This is a genomic window from Methyloligella halotolerans (genome assembly GCF_001708935.1).
Classification (GTDB): Bacteria; Pseudomonadota; Alphaproteobacteria; order Rhizobiales; family Methyloligellaceae; genus Methyloligella; species Methyloligella halotolerans.
Genome location: NZ_MASI01000005.1, coordinates 16211 through 37613, shown reverse-complemented (window position 1 = coordinate 37613; position 21403 = coordinate 16211). Strand labels below are relative to the sequence as shown.

At 63.7% G+C, this 21403-nt stretch carries 16 protein-coding genes and 2 pseudogenes; 10 read left to right on the top strand and 8 right to left on the bottom strand.

The features are described 5' to 3' along the window. Position 1: 1 nt before the first annotated feature. Positions 2–2520: pseudogene (locus A7A08_RS10025) on the bottom strand (heavy metal translocating P-type ATPase). 20 nt (positions 2521–2540) lie between these two features. Here A7A08_RS10025 and rraA point away from each other — a divergent pair. From rraA to A7A08_RS10005, 4 genes are all read left to right on the top strand, one after another. Beyond that, positions 2541–3092 (top strand): ribonuclease E activity regulator RraA, encoded by a 552-nt coding sequence (gene rraA, locus A7A08_RS10020; protein ID WP_210179280.1) that lies wholly within the window; start codon positions 2541–2543, stop codon positions 3090–3092. A gap of 148 nt (positions 3093–3240) precedes the next feature. Then, on the top strand, positions 3241–3990 hold the full coding sequence (locus A7A08_RS10015; protein ID WP_069095360.1) for a carbonic anhydrase: 750 nt from the start codon (positions 3241–3243) through the stop codon (positions 3988–3990). Positions 3991–4117: 127 nt separating this feature from the next. Further along, the gene (locus tag A7A08_RS10010; RefSeq protein ID WP_069095359.1) at positions 4118–4822 is read left to right on the top strand and encodes a pirin family protein; all 705 of its coding nucleotides are present in this window, start codon (positions 4118–4120) and stop codon (positions 4820–4822) included. 249 nt (positions 4823–5071) lie between these two features. Continuing rightward, the gene (locus A7A08_RS10005; protein WP_069095358.1) at positions 5072–7345 is read left to right on the top strand and encodes a TonB-dependent receptor; all 2274 of its coding nucleotides are present in this window, start codon (positions 5072–5074) and stop codon (positions 7343–7345) included. Between the two features lie 8 nt (positions 7346–7353). On the opposite strand, the gene A7A08_RS10000 is transcribed toward A7A08_RS10005, so the two are convergent. Beyond that, complete coding sequence (locus A7A08_RS10000) at positions 7354–8547, bottom strand: GGDEF domain-containing protein (protein WP_069095357.1); 1194 nt, start codon at positions 8545–8547, stop codon at positions 7354–7356. Positions 8548–8705: 158 nt separating this feature from the next. After that, the gene (locus A7A08_RS09995; RefSeq protein ID WP_069095356.1) at positions 8706–9671 is read right to left on the bottom strand and encodes a LysR family transcriptional regulator; all 966 of its coding nucleotides are present in this window, start codon (positions 9669–9671) and stop codon (positions 8706–8708) included. A 140-nt stretch (positions 9672–9811) separates the two neighbouring features. Here A7A08_RS09995 and A7A08_RS09990 point away from each other — a divergent pair, with 140 nt between their 5' ends. The 4 genes from A7A08_RS09990 to dusA all read left to right on the top strand — a co-directional run bounded on the left by A7A08_RS09990 (position 9812) and on the right by dusA (position 14020). Beyond that, a complete protein-coding gene (locus A7A08_RS09990; RefSeq protein WP_069095525.1) occupies positions 9812–10936 on the top strand; it encodes a polyamine ABC transporter substrate-binding protein in 1125 nt (374 codons plus the stop codon). 108 nt (positions 10937–11044) lie between these two features. After that, on the top strand, positions 11045–12085 hold the full coding sequence (locus tag A7A08_RS09985; protein ID WP_083226654.1) for an agmatine deiminase family protein: 1041 nt from the start codon (positions 11045–11047) through the stop codon (positions 12083–12085). Between the two features lie 4 nt (positions 12086–12089). Further along, positions 12090–12965 carry an N-carbamoylputrescine amidase gene (aguB, locus tag A7A08_RS09980; protein WP_069095355.1) on the top strand — a complete coding sequence of 292 codons (876 nt, stop codon included), beginning with the start codon at positions 12090–12092 and terminating at the stop codon, positions 12963–12965. Positions 12966–13021: 56 nt separating this feature from the next. After that, positions 13022–14020, top strand: coding sequence for a tRNA dihydrouridine(20/20a) synthase DusA (gene dusA / locus A7A08_RS09975; RefSeq protein WP_069095523.1), 999 nt, complete (start codon positions 13022–13024; stop codon positions 14018–14020). Positions 14021–14171: 151 nt separating this feature from the next. Here dusA and A7A08_RS09970 read toward each other — a convergent pair whose 3' ends face one another. The 5 genes and pseudogenes from A7A08_RS09970 to A7A08_RS17165 form a co-directional block, all read right to left on the bottom strand. Further along, complete coding sequence (locus tag A7A08_RS09970; protein WP_069095354.1) at positions 14172–14774, bottom strand: methyltransferase family protein; 603 nt, start codon at positions 14772–14774, stop codon at positions 14172–14174. A gap of 95 nt (positions 14775–14869) precedes the next feature. Continuing rightward, positions 14870–16370: pseudogene (locus A7A08_RS09965) on the bottom strand (phosphomannomutase/phosphoglucomutase). 140 nt (positions 16371–16510) lie between these two features. Further along, the gene (locus A7A08_RS09960; protein ID WP_083226653.1) at positions 16511–17068 is read right to left on the bottom strand and encodes a retropepsin-like aspartic protease family protein; all 558 of its coding nucleotides are present in this window, start codon (positions 17066–17068) and stop codon (positions 16511–16513) included. A 45-nt stretch (positions 17069–17113) separates the two neighbouring features. Beyond that, positions 17114–17815: a retropepsin-like aspartic protease family protein gene (locus tag A7A08_RS09955; protein ID WP_069095353.1), complete on the bottom strand. Its 702-nt coding sequence runs from the start codon at positions 17813–17815 to the stop codon at positions 17114–17116. A 208-nt stretch (positions 17816–18023) separates the two neighbouring features. Next, on the bottom strand, positions 18024–19706 hold the full coding sequence (locus A7A08_RS17165) for a sensor histidine kinase (RefSeq protein WP_069095352.1): 1683 nt from the start codon (positions 19704–19706) through the stop codon (positions 18024–18026). A gap of 184 nt (positions 19707–19890) precedes the next feature. Between A7A08_RS17165 and A7A08_RS09945 the strand changes: the two genes are divergently transcribed. Both A7A08_RS09945 and A7A08_RS09940 read left to right on the top strand, forming a co-directional pair. Beyond that, complete coding sequence (locus A7A08_RS09945; RefSeq protein WP_069095351.1) at positions 19891–20634, top strand: MBL fold metallo-hydrolase; 744 nt, start codon at positions 19891–19893, stop codon at positions 20632–20634. A gap of 44 nt (positions 20635–20678) precedes the next feature. Further along, positions 20679–21305, top strand: a complete 627-nt coding sequence (locus A7A08_RS09940) for a uracil-DNA glycosylase family protein (RefSeq protein WP_069095350.1) — start codon at positions 20679–20681, stop codon at positions 21303–21305. Positions 21306–21403: the final 98 nt, after the last annotated feature.

The following is a 21403-nucleotide window of genomic DNA, read 5'->3' as shown; positions in this document are numbered from 1 at the left end:
CCTAGCGGAGCTTCAGGCTCCGTAGCCGCAAGGCATTCCCGATCACCGAGACCGACGACAGGCTCATGGCCGCTGCCGCGATCATCGGCGACAGCAGCATGCCGAAGGCGGATAGAGCACGCCCGCCGCGATCGGCAGACCCAGGGCGTTGTAGCCGAAGGCGAAGACCAGGTTCTGCTTGATGTTGCGCAAGGTCGCCCGGGCCAGCTTCACACCCGCCACGACGCCACGCAGGTCGCCGCGCAGTAGGGTCAGGCCGGCGCTCTCCATGGCGATATCGGTGCCGGTGCCCATGGCAATGCCGACATCGGCCTGGGCGAGAGCCGGCGCATCGTTGATGCCGTCACCGGCCATCGCGACGACGGCGCCCTTGCTCCGGAGCGTTTCGACCAGTTCCTGCTTGTCGGCGGGCGTCATGCCCGCGCGGATCTCGTCGATGCCGAGAGCCTTGCCGACGGCGCGTGCGGTCGGTTCCGCATCGCCTGTGGCCATGACGATCTTCAGGCCGAGCTTATGGAGCGCGGCGACGGCCTCTCCGCTGGTCGGCTTGATGGGGTCGGACATGGCAAGGAAGCCGGCCGCCTTTCGACCTTCGGCGAAATAGATAACCGTCTCGCCATCGGCGCGTCGGGCTTCGGCCTCCTGCTCAAGGGCGCCGATATCGATGCCCGCTTCGCTCATCAGCGCGGCGTTGCCGAGCAGCACGGTCTTGCGGCCAAGCTTGCCGCGCACGCCTTGCCCCGTGACGGCTTCGAAGCCGCTGATCTTGGCGGGCTTCACGCCGCGTTCTTCCGCCGCCGCGAGGATCGCGCTTGCGAGGGGGTGCTCGCTGCCGGCCTCCAAGGCGGCTGCCGCTTCAAGCAGCTTCTGGTCCGTAAAGCCTTGGGCCGGTTTGAGGCCGGTGAGCGCCGGCTTGCCCTCGGTGAGGGTCCCGGTCTTGTCGATCACCAGGGTGTCGACGGCGGCGAGACGTTCCAGAGCCTTCGCTTCCCGTACCAGGACGCCCGCCTGAGCGCCCCGCCCCGTCGCTACCATGATGGAGATCGGCGTGGCGAGACCGAGGGCGCACGGGCAGGCGATGATCAGCACGCTGACGCTTGCGATGATCGCATAGGACAAAGCCGGGGAGGGGCCGAGGGCCAGCCAGGCAATGAACGCGACGACGGCGATGGCGATGACGGCCGGCACGAAATAGGCGGCCGCCTGGTCTGCCAGGCGCTGAATGTCGGCGCGCGAGCGCTGAGCATTGGCGACCATGTTGACGACCTGGGATAGGGTCGTCGCCTCGCCGGTGCGCTGCACCTCCATATCGAAGCTGCCGGATCCGTTCAGGGTGCCGCCGGTCACCTCGTCGCCGGCCTGCTTCTCGACGGGCACCGGCTCGCCGGTGAGCATGGACTCGTCGACGGCGCTCCTGCCCTCGACGATGACGCCATCGATCGGCACCTTGTCGCCCGGGCGGACGCGCAGGATTTCTCCGACCTGAACCGCGGAGAGCTCGACGGTCTTCGTGGCGCCGTCCTTCTCCACCTTCAAGGCGGTCTTGGGCGCGAGATCGAGGAGCGCGCGGATGGCGCTGCCTGTCTGTTCCCGGGCGCGCAGCTCCAGCACCTGGCCCACCAGCACGAGAGCGATGATGACGGCCGCCGCCTCATAATAGACGGGCACGTATCCGGTCTCGGCGCGAAGTCCGGGCGGAAAGAGGCCGGGCAGCAAGGTCGCTACCAGGCTGTAGACGAAGGCCGCGCCGGTGCCCAGGGCGATCAGGGTGAACATGTTGAGGTGACCGGAGCGCACGGATGCGATGCCGCGGGCGAAGAAGGGAGCGCCCGAATAGAGCACCACGGGAGCGGCCAGCGCGAGCTGCAACCACTGCTCGGCGCGCACTGAGAGCATGGGCAAGAGATCGACGCCGAAGAGGTGTTGAGACATCTCGGTGACGAGCAGCGCCAGAGCCAATGGGGTGGCGACGATCAGCCGCCGCGTGAAATCCTTCAGCTCCGGATTGGGCGCGTCCACGTCCGGAACGCCCATGGGCTCCAGGGCCATGCCGCAAATCGGACACGAGCCCGGGCCTTCCTGAACGATCTCCGGATGCATGGGGCAGGTATAGAGGGTGCCTTCAGGCATCGGCTCGGGAGCGGGGGCGTCTCCGAGATACTTCTCCGGCTCCGCCTCGAACCGCTCCTTGCAGCGGGACGAGCAGAAGTAGAAGCGGGCGCCTTCATGCTTCGCCATGTGCTCCGCGCTGGCCCGGTCGACGGACATGCCACAAACCGGATCCTCAGCCGTCAGATACGCCTCCGGTTCTGCGGCGAACTTGTCCCGGCAATGCTCGCTGCAGAAGTGGAAGCTGCGGCCGTCATGGACCAGGGACGGTTTGCCTTTGGCGAGATCGACGGTCATGCCGCAAACCGGATCCCGGGTTTCGGCACGCGATGCGGCGTTCCCTTCGGCGTGATGTCCTTCCATCGGCTGATCCTTCTCCTGACGATTGCGATGAGACGGCGCGGAAGACATGTTCGGCGCGACGGCGTCTGGTGGTCTATATAGTCCCCACCATCCGCGGCACCAAAGACGGGAGCATCATGAGCGACAATCGCTTTCCATCCACTTGCGACATCTATGACCGGTTTCTGGACGAGGTTCGGGTGCCATGGCCGATCTTCCGGGATTTCGGCGCCAGGCGCCGGTTTTCCGGCGCGATCGCGACCGTGAAGTGTTTCGAGGACAACTCGCGCATCAAGGAACAGGTGGCGACGCCGGGCGAGGGGCGCGTCCTCGTCGTCGATGCGGGCGGAAGCAATCGCTGCGCGGTGATGGGCGACCTGGTGGCCGGAGAGGCTGCGAGGAACGGCTGGGCGGCGATTTTTCTGTTCGGTTTCGTGCGCGATGTCTGCGCCGTCGCCGAGATTGATATCGGCCTGAAGGCGCTGGGTTCGATTCCGCGGAAATCGGTTCGGCGCGGCGAAGGCACGCTCGATATCCCGCTGAACTTCGCGGGCGTCGATTTCAGGCCCGGCGATATCGTCGTATCCGACGAGGACGGGGTCATCGTGCTCACTCCGGACCAGGCGCAGGCGCTCCGCTAAGCCTGCCGCGTCTCGCCGACCGGTTCGGTGCCGTCCCATTTGAAGAGCGCCTTAAACGGGGCTTAACCGCGCTTTCTCGATATGCAGCGGCATTTGAGTGCCGGGGGCTATGGTTTCTCGTCCAAGTTGTCTGAGGAGGAGCCAGGCCATGTGTGAAAAGCATTGCGGTGCGATAGCCCGCAAATCCATGAGCGTCGATCGCCGTACGGCGCTGACGTTCGGGTTGGGTGCGGCAGCGGCGCTTGCCATGCCGTTCGCGGCAAAGGCCGAGGAGGCCGCACCACCGCGTCCGCAGAACGTAATGGAGCCTGACGCGGCCCTAGAGCGGCTGATGGCGGGCAACGAGCGATACATCAAAGGCGAGGCCAAGCCCCACGATTTCGTAGCGGAGCGTCCGGCCCTCGTGAGCGGCCAGAACCCCTTCGCGGGCGTGCTGAGCTGTGCCGATTCCCGCATCGCCCCGGAGCTGGCCTTCGATACGTCTCGCGGCGATCTCTTCGTCTGCCGCGTGGCGGGCAACTTCGTGACGCCCGACAACCTCGCAAGCTTCGAGTTCGCGACCGCGGTCCTGAACACGCCGCTCATCCTCGTGCTCGGTCACGACGCGTGCGGCGCTGTCGCCTCGACCATCTCTTCCATCGAAGACGACGAAACGCTGCCCGGCCATCTGCCGGCTCTGGTCGAAGCGCTGACGCCCGCGGTGAAGCAGGCTTCCGCCCAAGGCCACGACAATCTGCTCGAGCGGTCCATCGAGGACAACGTGCGGCTCAACGTGGAGAAGCTGAAAACCTCGAGCCCCATCCTCGACGAGGCCGTTGGAGCCGGGAAGCTCAAGGTCGTAGGCGGGGTCTACAAGCTCGAGACCGGCAAGGTGGAGCTGATCTCCGGCACGGCCTAGGGCGGAGAGGCTCGCCCTACTCGTCGGTATCAGATGTCGCAGCTCTTGGATTCGGGGTGCGTTGTTACAATATAACGCACTCCAAGATGCGCGGGGATTTTCCCCGGCATAGTCAGGAGATCCCGACATGCTGACTCTACGACGTGCCGAAGAGCGCGGGCGCGCTCAGTTCGGCTGGTTGGATAGCCGTCACAGCTTCTCATTCGGACAGTATTACGATCCCAAGCATATGGGGTTCGGGCCCTTGCGCGTGATCAACGAAGACCGCGTGGCGCCCGGTGGCGGATTTCCGGCCCATCCCCATTCGGATATGGAGATCGTGACCTATGTCCTTTCCGGCGCGCTGGCGCATGAGGACAGTCTCGGCACGGGCTCCAGGATCCAAGCCGGCGACGTTCAGCGCATGTCGGCCGGTACGGGGATTCGCCATAGCGAGTTCAACGCCTCCGACACGGATCCCGTCCATTTCCTGCAGATCTGGATTATGCCGGAGCGGGACGGGCTGGAGCCTGGCTACGAGCAGAAGCGCTTTTCTGATGAGGAGAAGCGGGGACGCTGGAGCTTGGTCGGGTCCCGGGATGGGCGGGACGGTTCGCTCACCATCCGGCAGGATGTCGACCTTTATGCGAGCCTTCTTGCAGAAGGTGAGAGCCTGAGCCGAAATTTGGCGGAAGGCCGGCGTGGCTGGCTGCAACTCGCCCGCGGAACCGTGCAGGTGAACGGCGAGCAGCTCTATCCCGGCGATGGCGTCGCCTTTGACACGGAAGGGGAGATTACGGTGACCGCGACGTCCGACGAGGCGGAGTTCCTGTTCTTCGACATGACGCCGTAGAGCCTCAGCCGAACCGAAGGCATCGAACACCAGGCATAAATAGCCGAGACAGCAAAGGCCGGATCTGCCCCTGAGTGGACGGGTCCGGCCTTTTTCGTGCCCTCCGGTTGTCCACCTGCCGCCGATCCATCTTGCAAGTGTTACGATATAACGTTACCCATACGCCGATACGATATAACATTCGGTATTTGGGGGGTTCGTATGTGGGGATGGATCGGCAGGCCGGCGTTGCCGGCGGCTGCACTTCTTATGGGTGTTTCGAGCGTCACGCCCGTCTGGGCGCAAGACGCTTCGGACGCTGAGGCGGAGATGCCGCCGGTCGAGGTCATCCAGGAAGACGAGGGCGGCGTCGAACTTCCGCCCATCACGGTTGAGGCGCCGTCAGAGGCGCGAGCGCCTGTCCGGGCACGACCCACGCCTGCGCCCAGCGCAGGTCCGGCGCAAGTCGAGGCGGTCCCGGTGGCCGCACCGGTAGCGCCTTTCACACCGAGCCCAGCTCAGAACAGCGCAGTCCAACCGCCCATCGATGCCGTGACGCCGGCGGAGATCGAGCGTAGCCCTGCCCAGAGCTTCGGCGATCTCTTCTTCGACAAGCCCGGTGCGACCTCCAGCACGTTTGCGCCTGGTGCGAGCCGGCCTGTCCTGCGCGGTCTCGACGGCCATCGGGTCGACATCCAGGAAAACGGGCTCGGTATCGGCGATGTCTCGGCTTTGGGCGGCGATCATGCCGTGCCGATCGATCCGCTGGCGGCGAACCGGGTGGAGATCATTCGCGGACCTGAGAGTCTGCGTTACAGTTCGGGCTCCGTGGGCGGGGTCGTGAACGCCGTCAGCGGCCGTATCCCGGTCGACATTGCGCCCGGCACGACCCGTTTGGAGGCCCAGGGCGCCGGCACGACGGTCGACGACGGCTTCGACGGCGCGGTGCAGTTCGAGAATCGCACCGGCAATGTCGCCGTCCATGTCGATGCCTATGGGCGCAACGCGGAAGACTACGAGACGCCGCTCGGGACCCAGGACAACAGCTTCGTGGAGACGGAGGGCCAGTCGGCGGGGGCGACGCTTTTCTTCGACCGGGGCTTCATCGGCACGTCTGTCAGCCGCTTTGCCAGCGATTACGGCATTCCTGGCGGTGAGGAGGCCGAGCTCGGCATCCATATCGATATGGAGCAGGTGCGCTGGACCAATCGCGGCGCCTACCGCCCCCTCGGCGGGCCCGTCTCCGAGGTCCGCTTCTGGCTCGGCTATTCAGATTATCATCACGATGAGATCGGCCAGGAGCATGACCACGCTCATGAGGAGGAGCATGAGCACGAAGTTGGCGAGCATCACGACGAGCATGAAGAACATGCCGAAGAGCACGACCACGGGGAAGAGGTTGTCCATGGCACCTTCGCCCAGAAGACCTGGGAGGCTCGTACGGAATTCCAGCAGCGCACGGTGGCCACGGGCCTTGGCCCGGTGAACGGGCTGCTCGGCTTCAGCTGGAGCCACAACGACCTGCAGACCGAGGGCGAGGCTGCGGAATTCCTTGCACCCAACACGACCCGGGATGTGGCGGCCTATCTGTTCGAGGAACTGGAGCTTTCGGACACCCTGCGGCTGCAGGGCGCCGCGCGGCTGGAGCATCGGCAGGTGGACGGCTATGCGCCGGAAGTCCCGGCCGATCTGCTGCCGCCGCCGGACGAGATTCCCACGATCGCCGCGGGGCGCGACTTCACGCCATTCAGTGCCAGCATCGGGCTGGAGCGGGACCTGCCGAAGGCCATGGTTCTTCGCGCCGATGCGGAATATTCGGAGCGGGCGCCGACGGCTGCGGAGCTGTTCTCAAAGGGATCGCATCACGCCTCGGGAACGTTCGATATCGGCGATCCCGATCTGGATGTCGAGACCGCCAAGAGCATCGAAGTCGGCATCGAGCGCAATGCGGGCAGGTTCCGCTTCGACGCCAGCGCCTATCACACCGATTTCGACGGCTTCATCTTCGAGCAGTTGACGGGGATCACCTGCAACGAGAAATTCGAAAGCTGCGGCATCAAGGACGGCGAATTCGATCAGGTAATCATCGGCCAGCAGGATGCGACCTTCACGGGTGCGGAGCTGCAGGGCGCCTATGATGTCACCGAGATTGCCGGCGGCATCTTCGGCGTGACCGGACGGTACGATTTCGTGTATGCCAAATTCGCAGACGGGACGTATGTGCCGCGGATACCGCCCCATCGTCTGGGGGGCGGCTTCTACTGGCAGGATGACCATTGGCTCGCGCGGGTCACCCTGCTGCATGCCTTTGCGCAGGACGAGGTCGGGGCGAACGAATTCGAGACGCCCGCCTACGATCTGCTCAATGCTTCGCTGAGCTGGTCGGGGGCGCTGGGCCAAAGCCGGTTCGGCGAGAGCCTGACGCTCGGCATCGCGGCGGACAACCTGCTCGATGACGAGATCCGCAACGCGGCCTCGTTCAAGGCAGACGAGGTGCTGCTGCCGGGGCGGAGCTTCAGGCTGTTCGCGAAGGCGGCGTTCTAGGCCAGACCTTAAGCCTTGTGCGGCACCCGGGCGATCGGCGTCAGGTGGCGGAGGCCGGAGGGGAGCGAGTCGAGGGACTTGATCCGATTGCGTCCCAAGCGCTTCGCCTCGTACAGGGCCGCGTCCGCCGTCGCCATGAGGCGGTCGAGATGGGCGTGGCTGTTGGGCGCGCTGGTCAGGCCCGCGCTGGTGGTAACCGAGACCGTATAGCCCTCGCCTGTTATGGGCTCTTCGGAGATCGCCAGGCGGATCCGTTCGGCGACGGAAGCGGCGACGTCCGACGGGGTGCCGGGCAGGAGCAGGGCGAACTCCTCGCCCCCGATGCGGCCGAAGATGTCGTCCGGCCGCAACAGCCGTGCCGCACGTTTGGCGAAGGTCGCGATCACCTGGTCGCCGGCTGCGTGGCCGTAGGTGTCGTTGATCGATTTGAAGCGGTCGATGTCGAAGACGATGACGGAGCTGTCTCCGGCGTTGTCGGATTGTCCGCGCAGGGCCTGCTGCCCGAGCTCGAAGAAGCCTCGCCGGTTGAGCACATTGGTGAGCTCGTCGCTCATGGCGAGACGCTGCAGCCGCTGCTGGGAGCGCTCGCTGATCAATTGGATGCCGAAGATCACCAGCGCGATCAGCGCCACCGCTGACTGGAAAGGGGCGAAGGTCAGCCAGCCGAAGAGCGGTCCGTCGCCGATGACCTCCTGCATGGCGATGAGGGCGACGGCCTGGGTATAGCTGATCGCCGTTTCCAGGAGGCAGATGAAGCCGATGCAGGTGCGCGGGTTGATGCCCTTCGGCGCCTGGCGCCAGACATCGGTTCCGGTGAGCAGGGTGGCGGTCCCGATGGCGAGATTGAACAGGGCATAGCGCAGGGGATAGCTGGACAAGACCAGAGGAAGGCCGAGTCCCCAGATCGCCGGCGGCAAAAGGGCGAGGAGCGGGAACGGCCGCCGGTCGAAGGCTCGCAATCCGGCCCAGAATGCCGAGACGCCGAGCAAGGTGAGGAGACCCGGCACCGGATAGCTCAAAAGGGCGGGCAGGTGCTGCCGCAGGCTGCCTAGAATGAGACCGAGCCCGAACAGGCCGAAGCCCGCGATCCACCAGAGATGGGCCGAGGTATGCCGATCCTTCAGCCAGAAACTGAAGATCGTCAGGCTGCCCATGAGGCAGGCCGCTTCGACAACGAGCCTGGTGGTGAAGCTATCGAACACGTTTCTTGGCGCTCCGCGTGGCCTCCGGCCGGTATAGCCCCTGGGTCTTAACCCCAGACGAACGTGCCCACTAGCGTTGAGTGCGTTGCGGGGAAAGAATTCGGCGTATGGCCGTCCGCCGGCAGTCGGGGAGTGGTGTTGGGCCCGTGCAACTCGGGCTATTGGGCTGGGACTGGCTGGGCGGAATAAGGCTCGTCCCGCTGCAGGATCGCGTTGTTGCGTCCGTGCTCTTTCAGAGCGCTCACGAGCCATGTCCTGAAGGTTTTCGCAGATTGGGATGGGCGGTCCGGCTTGAGCTGCAGGACATATAGAGAGTGGGTGGATTTGCGCACCTTCCCGATCGGCTTGATCAGCGCACCGGAATGAAGCAGATCGGCGGCCACCAAATCGTCGCCGAGCGCCACGCCTTCGCAGGCCATCACCTGATTGAAGATGGTCTGGGTGGAATGGAAGATCGGGCCATCCATGAGGCCCGGATGGGTGGTGCCCGCCTCCGCCAGCCAGTCTCGCCAGGGCGTTACATGGCCTTCATGCAGCAGCCTGAAGGCCGCCAGATCCCTCGGCTCCTTCAGGGGCCGTCCACGCTGCGATAGTCGCGGACTGCAAACCGGGAATTCGTAGGCCGTGTGCAGGAGAACGGACTCGTATTCCGGCCAAGACCCGAGCCCGTAGTGAATGGCGATCTCGGCATCGCCTCTCAGGTAGTCGTCGATATCGAGGCCTGGAACGAGCTCAAGCTGGACGTCGGGCATCACCGATTGAACCCTATCCAGCCGCGGTCCCAGCCAGCATTCCAGAAAGCCGGCATTCGCAAAGATCTTCAGCTTCTCCTTCCGGTCCGGCGCCTTGACCGCCTGCCGGCTCACTAGGGCGGTGACTTCGGCGATCTCATCGAAGGTCTTGGAGAGGGTGAAGAAATAGGTGCGTCCCGCATCGGTCAGGACGACCTTGCGGTTGAACCGCCGGAACAGAGGGACGCCCAGCCAATCCTCCAGCTTCTTGACCTGATGGCTGACGGAGGAGGGCGTGACGCAGAGCTCATCTGCGGCGCGTTTGAAGCTTGCGTGGCGCGCGGCAGCTTCGAAAGCGCGAAGAGCAACCAGTTGAGGCAGGTTCTTTCTCATGATGTCGGTTGAATCTATTCGATCCGAATGGATCGAAAAACATCTTTTGTGCAGCGCAGCGGAACGGGCGAGCATTCGGGGTGTCCAGCTCCTTGGAGCGCCGCAACCGAGCCAACGAAGCCGTCGAAAGCGAGACCGCCATGGTGAAACGACTCCAGATCGCTACCCGCATCCTCGCCGCCGCCTGCGCTGCTGCCGTAGTGGCGCTGACGCTGGCGGCCGCCCCGCAGCCCGCCGAGGCTAATGAGACCGTCACCATCGCCGCCTGGGCCGACTACGTGCCCGTCGAGGTCCTGGAGGAATTCACGGAGAAGACCGGGATCGATGTGAACTACAGCGCCTTCGATTCTCTTGAGACCCTGGAAACGAAGCTCCTCACCGGGGATAGCGGCTACGATGTCGTCTTCCCGTCCGCCTTCACCGCAGGGCGTCTCATCAAGGCCGGGGTGCTGGCGCCGCTCGACAAGAAGAAGCTGACCAATCTCGACAATCTCGATCCGAAAGTGATGGAGTTCCTTGCCCGCCACGACAAGGGCAACCGCTACGGCGTGCCATATCTCTGGGGCACCACGGGCATCATGTACAACCCGGCGCTGATCTCGGAGCGCATGAAGGACGCGCCCGTCGATAGTCTCGCCATGATCTTCGATCCGAAGATCGTGTCGAAATTCGCTGATTGCGGTGTCTCCATCATCGACTCGCCGGAGGAGATCGTCGCGATCGCCCTCAATTATCTCGGGCTCGACCCATTCACCACCGACCCGGAAGACTTCAAGAAGGTCGACGAGCTTCTCGCGCCCGTCTCCAAATACATCCGCAACTTCAAAAGTAGCTCCATGATCAACGACATGGCGCGCGGCGATCTCTGCCTGGCGCTGGGCTGGAGCGGCGATGCGGGCGTCGCCTATGCCCGCGCCCAGGAAGCCGGCACCGGGGTCGAGGTGTATTACGCCGTGCCGAAAGAGGGCACCGACGTCTTCTTCGACTTCCTGTCGATCCCCAAGACCGCGCCTCACCCGGACAACGCCTACGCATTCCTCAATTTCCTGATGGAGCCCGAGGTGATCGCCAAGATCACGAACGCCTATTTCTATCCGAACGGCAACAAGGCTTCGCTCGAATACGTTCTGGACGACGTCAAGAACGACCCGAACGTCTACCCGTCCGAAGAGATGATGGGGAAGCTGTTCCCGAACCTGCCGCGCGATCCGAAGACCCTTCGGATGATCACCCGCAGCTGGACCCGGTTCAAGACGGGCTACTGAGGCCAAAGGCGGCGCTCCCCGCCGCGCGTATCCACAAACACAAGCAAGACGAAGCAGCCGGCGGAGACCGGCGCGACGTCACCTCTATACGTTCGAAAGGAAACTCCCGTGGATCAGATCAACAGCACGCCCTTTGCCTTGGGGTACCGGATGCCTGCCCGGTTCGATGAACACGCGCAGACCCTCGTGACCTTTCCTCCCATCGAAGAAGGCATCGCCACGGACATTGGCGGCTTCCGCGACGAGATCGAGGCTATCGTGCGCGGGATCGCCCGTTTTGAGCAAGTCACGCTGATCGCCGATCCGGCGGATTTCGCCGAGGCGACCACGCGAGTCGGCGATGTGGCGGATGTCGTGGAGATCCCAGTCGATCTTTGCTGGATCCGGGACAACGGGCCGATCTTCGTGCGCAACGAGGCCGGCGAGCTTGCCGGTGTCCATTTCGGATTCAACGGGTGGGGCGGCCGGTTCTCCTGCGACAAGACGCGGGAGATGCCGGCGAAGCTGCTCGATCTTCTGGGAATCACGCGCTTCTCCACCCCCTTCATCGGCGAAGGCGGCGGCATGAGCGTGGATGGGCTGGGCACCCTGATCACCACCGAGCAGAACATGCGCAACGACAATCGGTATGCCGGGATCAGCCGGGACGAGGTGGAACGTCATCTCCACGATTACCTCGGTATCGAGACGGTGATCTGGCTGCCGTTGGGACTGCGCGAGGACGACGCCACGGACGGCCATGTCGACAATGTCGTGGAGTTCGTCGCGCCGGGCAAAGTCCTGGTGCAGACCATGCCGGACAAGGCGAACCCGAATTACGAGCTCCTGAAGGAAAATCTGGAGATCCTCAAGACCGCGCGCGACGCGCTGGGCCGGCAGCTCGACATTATCGAGATGGATGTCCTGCCTTACGCGACCGTCCGGGATAAGCGGATGGCGATCCCCTACACGAATGCCTACGTGCTGAACGGCGCCATGGTTGCGCCGGAGGTGGATCCGAAGCTCGACGATCGTGGATTCAAGATCCTCGAGGAGGCGTATCCTGGCCGCGAGCTCGTGACCTGCCGGAGCGAATGGCAGGCCTTGGCCGGTGGCGGCATCGGATGCGTTACCCAGCAGATTCCGGCGAGCAAGACGAAAGGCGCGTGATCTCATGCGAAACGTAACTGTCGCTGCGACCCAAATGGCCTGCAGCGACTCCGTCGACGAGAACGTCGCCAAAGGCGAAGCATTCATTCGCGAGGCCGTGGAGCAGGGCGCCAATATCGTGCTGCTGCAGGAGCTCTTTGAAGGTCCCTATTTCTGCCAGGACGAGGACCCGGAGGACTTCAAACGGGCCAAGCCGGTCGATGCAAGTCCCACGATCCAGCATTTCCAGGCGCTCGCAAAAGAGCTCGGGGTCGTTCTGCCGATCTCGTTCTACGAGCAGGCCGGCCAGGCGCGATTCAACTCCATCGCCATCGTCGATGCGGACGGGCGCAATCTCGGCGTCTATCGCAAGACCCACATTCCCCATGGCTTCGGCTATCAGGAGAAGTTCTACTTCTCGCCTGGCGATACGGGGTTCCGGGTCTGGGACACCGCATTTGGACGCATCGGCGTCGGCATCTGCTGGGATCAGTGGTTCCCGGAAGCGGCACGCTCCATGGCGCTCATGGGGGCGGAGATCCTGTTCTATCCGACGGCCATCGGGTCGGAGATCGGGAGCGAGCAGTGGAATTCGGCGCCTCACTGGCAGCGGGTTCAGCAAGGCCATGCGGGAGCGAATATCGCGCCGCTTGTGGCATCGAACCGCGTCGGCACGGAGAAGGGTAAGAACGGCACGGAGATGACGTTCTACGGTTCCTCCTTCATAACCGACCAGTTCGGAGAGAAGGTGGAGGAAGCCGGCCGGGAGGCGGAGACCGTCCTGATCCATAGCTTCGATCTCGATGCGATCGCCCGGGACCGCGACTATTGGTACGTGTTTCGCGACCGTCGCCCGGAGCACTATGGAAGGCTGCTGACCCTAGATGGCTCGAGTGCGTAAACCGGCAAGCCACTAAGGGGTTGTGGCTCGCTGCCGGAAGGGCCTATCTCTCCGGCATGACACTGGACCGACATCGCGTTGCCGTGGCGCCCATGATGGAGTGGACGGATCGCCACTGCCGCTATTTCCTGCGGCTGATCTCGCCACGCGCCTATCTGTATACGGAGATGGTGACGGCGGATGCGGTGATCCATGGCGACCGGGCGCGTCTGCTGGGCTTCGACGCCAGCGAGCATCCGGTTTCGCTTCAGCTCGGCGGCAGCGATCCCGCGCGGTTGGCGGAGGCGGCAAAGGTCGGCGAAGGCTTCGGCTATGACGAGATCAATCTCAATATCGGATGCCCGTCGGACCGGGTGCAGTCGGGCCGCTTCGGCGCGTGCCTCATGGCGGAGCCGAAGCTCGTGGCGGAGTGCGTCGCGGCGATGCGCGACGCGGTGTCCGTGCCGGTCACCGTGAAATGCCGGATCGGCATCGACGACCAGGACACGGAAGAGAGTCTGGATCGCTTCATCGATACGGTGGCGGAGGCCGGCTGTGAGAGCTTCTTCGTCCATGCCCGCAAGGCCTGGCTCGAAGGCCTGAGTCCGAAAGAGAACCGGGACATTCCGCCCCTCGATTACGATCGGGTCTACAGGTTGAAGGCGCGCCGGCCCGAGCTTGAGATCGTCATCAACGGCGGCATTGCGACTGTGGCGGATGCGAAGGCGCATCTCGACCATGTGGACGGGGTGATGCTGGGGCGCGCAGCCTATCACGACCCGTATGTCCTGGCGGAGGCGGAACGTGTGCTGTTCGGCGCTGCGGATCTGCCGTCGCGTGTCGAGGTGCTCGAACAATTCCTGCCTTATGCCGAAGAGCAAATTGCCAAAGGCGTAAGGTTGCAGCAGCTGACCCGGCATCTCCTCGGCCTGTTCCATGGGCAACCGAAGGCGCGGGCCTATCGCCGGCTGATCGCCGAGCGGGCCCATCTCGAAGGAGCCGGTATCGACGTTCTGGAAGATGCCATCGCCATGATGCGCGATGCAGACGCTGCGCCAGCGGTGGCTGCGGAGTAGCTCTCTACTTTGCGGCTAGCTCAAGTGTCATTGCCGGGCTTGTCCCGGCAATCCATGAACACCCACGCTTGTTGAAAGAACGACCACAGGGCTTATGGATCCCCGGCACAAGGCCGGGGATGACCGCGGAATTTGTTCGAAAGATCGAGCCTTAACCGGCGTCTTCGATGCGCGGCTTCGGCTTCAGGCCGAGCAGGGCGGGGATGTCCAGGAAGCGGGCGGTGGCCCGGCAATAGGCCTTGTAGGATTCCCCGTACTCCCGCTCCAGCCAGGCTTCCTCCGTCAGCGCCATGAAGACGTAGACGCAGGCCATTACGACGCTCTGGGCGATGGTGAGGTAGGAGTTGGCGAAGATCGAAAGGCCGATCAGCCCCATGATGGAGAAGGTGTATTGGGGGTTCCGGCTGATGTGATAGAGGCCGCCCGTCACGAGCCCGTCGGAGCCGCAATAGGTGTTGCCGAGTCCGAGATTGAAATAGCCCAGCACGGTGATGCCGAAGCCGATCACAAAGAGCGGCACGCCGAAGACGAAGCGCGTCGCATCGAGCAGCGGTACGGCGTTCCAATCCAGGATGCCGAGGATGAAGGCGAAGAGCATTCCGCCTCGGAAGAGCGTCCAGAAGGTGATGCTCTGCCAGGTGCCTGGCTTAGGGGTGGGCCAAATCCGAAACGGGGGGAAGAACAGCGTTGCCGCCAGCAACGCGTTCAGGGTCAGGCCCATGAGAAGGCCGATTGCGAAAACGATCTCTGTCATGTCGGCGCGAACCAAACAGATTCATTTTGCAGATTTGCGACATTTTACCGGAAGCCGCTTGGAATCAGAAGTCGCGTCGAGCTTTTTCCCCGGCGTCAGATTTTCTGATTGTACTCGCCGACCTCCGGCTGCTTCGAGAGCACCGCGTCGATCTCGCCGAAGATCGAACGCATGTTCTCCTCCGAAGTGGGGCTTTCCACCACGACCACAAGTTCCGGCTTGTTGGACGAGGCGCGGACCAGACCCCAAGTGCCGTCCTCCAGGACCACGCGAATACCGTTCACGGTGATGAGCTCGCGAACCTTCTGGCCGGCCAGCGTTTCCCCCTTCTTCTCCAAATTCTGGAAGTGCTCCACAACGCGGTCGACCACGTCGTATTTCTGCTCGTCGTCGCAATGGGGGGGACATGGTCGGCGACTGCCACGTCTCGGGCAGGGCGTCGCGCAGCTCGGCGAGGGTCTGTTGCGGATTGCGGTCCAGCATGTCGAGCACGGCGATGGCCGACACGAGGCCGTCGTCGTAGCCGCGGCCCAAGGGCGGATTGAAGAAGAAGTGACCGGACTTCTCGAAGCCGACGAGGGCGCCGGTCTTGTGGCTGTAGCGCTTGATGTAGGAGTGGCCGGTCTTCCAGTAATCGGTCCTGGCGCCGTTCTCGATGAGCACCGGGTCGGTCTTGAACAAACCGGTCGACTTCACGTCCACCACGAAATGGGCGTTCTCGTGCAGCTTAGAGATGTCGCGGGCGAGCATGACGCCCACCTTGTCGGCGAAGATCTCGCGGCCTTGATTGTCGACCACGCCGCAGCGGTCGCCGTCGCCATCGAAGGCGAGACCGAGATCGGCCTTGTGCTCCAGCACCGCGTCCCGGGTGGCGTGGAGCATGTCCATGTCTTCCGGGTTCGGATTATGGGCCGGGAAGGTGTAGTCGAGCTCGCAGTTGAGCGGGATCACCTCGATGCCGAGCTGCTCCAAGACCTGGGGCGCGAAGGCGCCGGCCGTGCCGTTGCCGCAGGAGACGACGGCCTTGATCTTGCGCTCGAACTTCGGACGATCGGTCAGGTCCGCCATGTAGCGCTCGGGCAGGTCGTCAACGAAGACGTATTTTCCACCGCCGGGTGTCGGGAGGTCGCCGGAGAGCACCAGCTCCTTCAGGGCCGTCATGTCTTCCGGCGCGAAGGTGAGGGGACGTTCGATGCCCATCTTGATCCCGGTCCAGCCGTTGTCGTTGTGGCTGGCGGTGACCATGGTCACGCCTTCGACGTCGAGAGCGAACTGAGCGAAATAGGCCATTGGCGACAGGGCCAGACCGATATCGTGCACCTCGGCGCCGCCCGCCAGAAGCCCCTCGATCAGCGCCGCCTTGATGGCGGAGGAGTAGGAGCGGTAATCGTGGCCGACCACAAAGCGCGCCGGCACGCCGCGCTGCTTCGCCAGGGCCGCGATACCAAGTCCCACGGCCTGGATACCCATGAGATTGATCTCCTGGGGGTAGAGCCATCGCGCGTCGTACTCGCGGAAGCCGGTGCGCTTCACCAATGGAAGCCGTTCGAATTCGACGGTATTGGGTGCGAGGTCTTGGCGTGGTTTGGCGAACATTCTGCCCCCTTGCTTGGCTGATCTTTGACCGGATCTTGGCCCCGGTCTGGCGATTCTCGTGACGACGAATGAACAGGCTGCCGTTTGGTTCCGCCGTCTCTTAGCCGCCGGTGCGGGCAAAACAAAGGCTCAAATTGGGGTCAGCGGGTGAGAACGAGCTGGCCGTTCTCGATCTGGAAGCGCTTCAGCTTCCTTAGGAAGCTCATACCGAGGAGGTTGGCGTGGAGCGCGCCGGGCTCGGAGACGACGGCCGGAATGTCACGCAGGAGGATGCCGCCGACGCGCACCCGGCTGAGGCGGATTGGTGCCACGGCGGCGACCCCGTTGGCGGTCATGACCTTGCCGGAGAAGTCGAGGCTGTTCGGAAAGAGGCCGCTTCGCTGGGCGTCCTCGTAGGTCAGCACGACGAGGGACGCACCCGTATCGACCAGGAAGGGCAGGATGTGTCCGTTGACGACGGCGTCCGTGGAATAGTGGCCGTTCCGGTCCTGCTGAATGCGCACCATGCCAGCGCTCGCAGCGGCATCCTGAGGCCGTTCGCCAAGCTCTTGCGACGAGAATTCGGCCATGGCGTCGCCTTGGGCGCGCATGGCCGCACGCCGAATGTCGTTGAAGTAATAGACGCTGAGGAAGACGAGGAGGAGACCGCAGCCCCAAACGATCGCTTCGCGAATGAGATGCCTGGTTCCGGAGGTCAAAGCCGTCTCCGCGGGGTTGGCGCGGCGGCGTTCTTCGGGTTCAGGCTAGCCGCGCAAGGTCAGGTAGTTGCCGGAAAATTCATATGAGCGAAGGCGGCTTAAGAAACTCATACCGAGCAAGCTCTCCGAAAGGCTCCCTTTGCGTGCAACGAGGGCGGCGACGTTCTCCAGCTTGAGGGGGCCGATGGCGACCTCGCCGAGGCGCACCCGGGCGGCCAGCGTCTTGCCGTTCGCGGTAAGGACGGGGATGTTGTAGCGGAGCTCGCTGGTGTCGATGCCGATATCCTTGGCGTCCTCGGCGCGCAGCACCACGGTCGTGGCGCCGGTGTCGACGATCATGGAGATGGGCGTGTTCTCGACATCGACCATAGCGGTGAAGTGCCCGCCCAGGCGCTTGCGCAGCTTCACCTCCGGGCGCCCGCTGGCCGTCTCCTCGATGACCACGCCTCTACCCGGCATCAGCTCGCCCATCACGCGGTCGGCCATGGGCAAGAGATCGTCGCGGTAGGTGTAAACGGTCACCAGAGCCAGGCCGAGGGCTGCCCAGGTCACCAGATCGCGCACCATCGCACCGGCCTTGCCGCCATAGCGGGCGAATATTCCGCCACCCAGGAAGATCAGAAGCGCCAGGCTGATCACGACGTAGCCGAAGCTTTCCGCGTCGAGACTCGCCACCTCCTTGGTCGAATCGCTCAAGAGCAGGATGGCGCCGAAGGCGAGAATGAAGAGGGCGATCCAGGTGGACAAAGGCGGTCACTCTGTCGGTTGCAGGGAGGCTCGCCGAATGTGACGGCGGTTCGCGTGGGCGGTTCTTGCGGAGGACGATTCAGAGCACGTACTCCACGAGCGGCCGCACTCATAGTCCGGCCAGGCGCCCTGGCGCCTGCCGCTCCCGTATGTAAGGGCTGAAGCTGGTGAGCACAACGCGGCCGTGCATGGCACGTTCCGGTGAACGCTAGGCCGACCGCCTTGCGTGCTGCTGCCAGAGCCAAGGCCGCGAGCCCGCCTCTTGTGCTGCCGGTGGGCTCTCGTCTTCCTCTTCCGGGGGCCTTTCGCCCGGCTCCTGGATGCGGGGCAGGGCCTCCGCCAGACGCGAGCGGGGGAAGGTAATGGTGACCTCGGTGCCGTATCGCAGCTTGCTCTTCAGCTCGAAGTTTCCGTTGTGAAGCTCCGTCAGGGCCTTGGTGATCGGCAGACCCAGCCCGGTTCCGCCTTCCGCCGTTTCATGGGCCAGGGAGCCCTGGCCGAAGCTCTGCAGGACGCGCGGAATCTCGTGCTCGGGAATGCCCGGACCTGTGTCGCGCACGCTCAAGGACTGACCGCCGGACTCCGTCTCCCCGATGGTCAACGTCACGGTCCCGCCGGTCGGCGTGAACTTGATGGCGTTGGAGAGCAGGTTGAGGCAGATCTGGCGCATGGCCCTCTCATCGGCCCAAAGCTCGGGCAGGTCGGGGGCGAAGACCTCTTTGATCTTGAGGCCCTTGTTCTCTGCGCGCACCCGCATCAGCCGGTGGCAATCCTCCACGATATTGGTCAGCGCCACGGCGGATTCGTGCAGCTGGTAGCGGCCGGACTCGATCCGGCTGATGTCCAGCACCTCATTGATCAGATTGAGAAGATGCTGGCCGCTGCGGTGAATATCGTTGGCGTATTCCTTGTAGGATGGGTTCGAGTGCGGCCCCATGATCTCGGCGCGCATGATCTCCGAAAAGCCGAGGATGGCGTTGAGCGGGGTCCGCAGCTCGTGGCTCATGGTCGCGAGGAAACGCGACTTGGCGACGTTCGCCTCCTCGGCGCGGAAGCGCGCGTCGTCGGAGATCGCCTTCGACTGTTCCAGCTCGGCGATCAGCGCATCTTTCTCGGCGCGGAACTCGAGCATGGCCAGCACCGTGCTGTTCACCCCGTTCATCAGCCAGATGAAGTAGATGTGCACGCCCACCGCCATGGCCGCCATGGCCCAGTAGAAGGGATTGTCGAGCAGCACAAACCGGATCACCAGCGCCGCCGTCATGGGCAGGGTGCCGGCGTAGACGATGGACATGTTGGTCGATGCGAACAGCATGCGCATCGAGATGACCACGAGCACCGAGGCAAAGATGAAGGTGTGGGCGGACTCGCTCTGGGTGTCTGCGTTCACGAACACGACGCTCGCCCAGCAGACGCCATAGAAGAACTCGGCGGCGGTGATCTTGGCCCGCCACATGGTCGTGTCGGCCTCTCCCTTCACCGTCCTGGCGAACTGGCGGCAGAGGATGAGCAGGATGGCCTTGGACACGAAGACCATGCCGAGCCAGTAGATCAGCGGCATGACCGGTGCCCAGAACATCATGCCCATGGCGACGATGATGGCGAGGAGCGGCGTGGTAAGGGCGGCTGCGAGCTCGTTCTTCACGAACATCAGCAGCAGGTCGTAGTCGAATTCCGGCTTGAAGCCGCTCTTGTAGGTCAGCTTCTCGCGCGCTTCCTGAACGCTGCGCGAGGACCGGCGCTTGGCGTTGGCGGCAGCGTGGCGGCTGCGCGGTTTTCGGCTGACGCGGTTACACTCATGGCCGCTACGCCTTCGCAGGACGAATCGAGACTGACACGAAAAAGCACCCCAAAAGCTCCCGGCCAGCGGCCTGGCCAGGAGTTGCCGCAAATCTATTGCGAACTATGGGGTGAAAATCCCTAACGCGGCGTTTACTTTCGCGCCGGGCTGGCACGTCTCGTTTTCGCGCTCAAGCCGTGTCATACCGTCCGTGGACGCGCCGGGCATCCGGCGGACCCGTATTTGAAGTCCGTGCCGGCTCCATATTGGAGATGGCTCGATTTTGGAGACGAGAATGCATTTGACCGTTGTGGGGTGTGGTGACGCCTTCGGATCGGGCGGTCGGCTGAATACGTGCTTTCATGTGCGTACGAAGAAGAGCTGCTTCCTGATCGATTGCGGTGCGTCGAGCCTGATTGGCCTGCAGCGGTTCGGTCTGGCCCCGAACGACATCGACACGGTCTACATCACCCATCTCCATGGGGACCATTTCGGCGGGCTGCCATGGCTGCTGATCGATGCGAACCACCGCAGCGGACGGGAGACGCCGTTGACCATCGTCGGACCAAAAGGGCTCGAGGAGCGCTTCATCACGGCCGCCGAAGCGCTCTATCCCGGCGCTACGGAGCGGGAGCGGGCATACGATCTGCAGTTCGTCGAGTTCGAGGAGGGGGCGCCGATCACCGAACATGGGGTGAAGGTCACCGGCTACGAGGTCGAGCATCCGTCGGGCGCTCCGCCTTACGCGCTGCGTTTCGAGGCTGGCGGCAAGGTTCTCGCCTTCAGCGGCGACACGACGTGGACCGAAAATCTTTCGAAGGCGTCGAAGGGCGCGGACCTCTTCATCTGCGAGGCCTATCAGTTCGATGAGCCCAACCCGGTCCATCTCGACTTCAAGACGATCGATGCGAATTTCGCGGCGCTGGGTGCAAAGACGATCATGCTGACCCATATGGGGCAGCAGATGATGGACCATGCCGGCTCGGTGGATGGCGATCGCTATATCGTGGCCGAGGACGGCATGGCGATCGATCTTTAAGGTCGCGCGTTGATCCCTGAAAGCGGGATCGCACGATAGTCGAGATGACACCGGAAAGCGCCGAACTCGAACGGCTCCTGACCGAGATCAGGAAATGCCGACATTGCGTTGGATCGTCCGTGCGGCGGCCGCTTCCCCATGAGCCGCGGCCCGTTCTGCGGGCCAGCGCTACGGCGCGGATCGGCGTGTGCAGCCAGGCGCCGGGCACGCGCGTGCATGCCTCCGGCAAGCCTTTCACAGATCCATCTGGAAACAGGCTTCGCGAGTGGATGGGCGTCACGCCGGAGGAATTCTACGACGAGCGCAAGGTCGCCATCGTCCCCATGGGCTTCTGCTTCCCGGGGCAGGACGCCAAGGGCGGAGACCTGCCGCCGCGCCGGGAATGCGCCGGGCTTTGGCATGAGCGTGTGTTCGACGCCCTGCCGCAGCTGGAGCTGATCCTGGTCGTTGGCTCGTACGCGCAGAACTGGCATCTGAAGGATGCCGCGGGGAAGACGCTTCAGGAGACGATGCTGGCCTGGCGGGAGCATCTGGATCGGGGGGAAGGGCGGCGGCGCTACTTACCTCTCCCGCATCCGTCCTGGCGTAACAATGCGTGGCTGAAGCGGAACCTCTGGTTCGAGGAGGAGCTTCTGCCGGTGCTCCGGCAGGAGGTTAGGGCGCTCCTTTAGCGTCTCCCCCGTTTAGAATAATAATCTATGCGACGGCCCGATTTGCCTTTTCATTTGCGCAAGTTGGGTCTATTTCCAGGGTATCTGAGAAATATTTA

Bases quoted from the DNA above. Each gene is read 5' to 3' on its own strand.
- A7A08_RS10015 (WP_069095360.1), top strand. From the start codon at position 3,241: ATGTGTGAAAAGCATTGCGGTGCGATAGCCCGCAAATCCATGAGCGTC.
- A7A08_RS10010 (WP_069095359.1), top strand. From the start codon at position 4,118: ATGCTGACTCTACGACGTGCCGAAGAGCGCGGGCGCGCTCAGTTCGGC.
- A7A08_RS10005 (WP_069095358.1), top strand. From the start codon at position 5,072: ATGGGTGTTTCGAGCGTCACGCCCGTCTGGGCGCAAGACGCTTCGGAC.
- A7A08_RS09995 (WP_069095356.1), bottom strand. From the start codon at position 9,671: ATGAGAAAGAACCTGCCTCAACTGGTTGCTCTTCGCGCTTTCGAAGCT.
- A7A08_RS09990 (WP_069095525.1), top strand. From the start codon at position 9,812: ATGGTGAAACGACTCCAGATCGCTACCCGCATCCTCGCCGCCGCCTGC.
- aguB (WP_069095355.1), top strand. From the start codon at position 12,090: ATGCGAAACGTAACTGTCGCTGCGACCCAAATGGCCTGCAGCGACTCC.
- dusA (WP_069095523.1), top strand. From the start codon at position 13,022: ATGACACTGGACCGACATCGCGTTGCCGTGGCGCCCATGATGGAGTGG.
- A7A08_RS09970 (WP_069095354.1), bottom strand. From the start codon at position 14,774: ATGACAGAGATCGTTTTCGCAATCGGCCTTCTCATGGGCCTGACCCTG.
- A7A08_RS09945 (WP_069095351.1), top strand. From the start codon at position 19,891: ATGCATTTGACCGTTGTGGGGTGTGGTGACGCCTTCGGATCGGGCGGT.
- A7A08_RS09940 (WP_069095350.1), top strand. From the start codon at position 20,679: ATGACACCGGAAAGCGCCGAACTCGAACGGCTCCTGACCGAGATCAGG.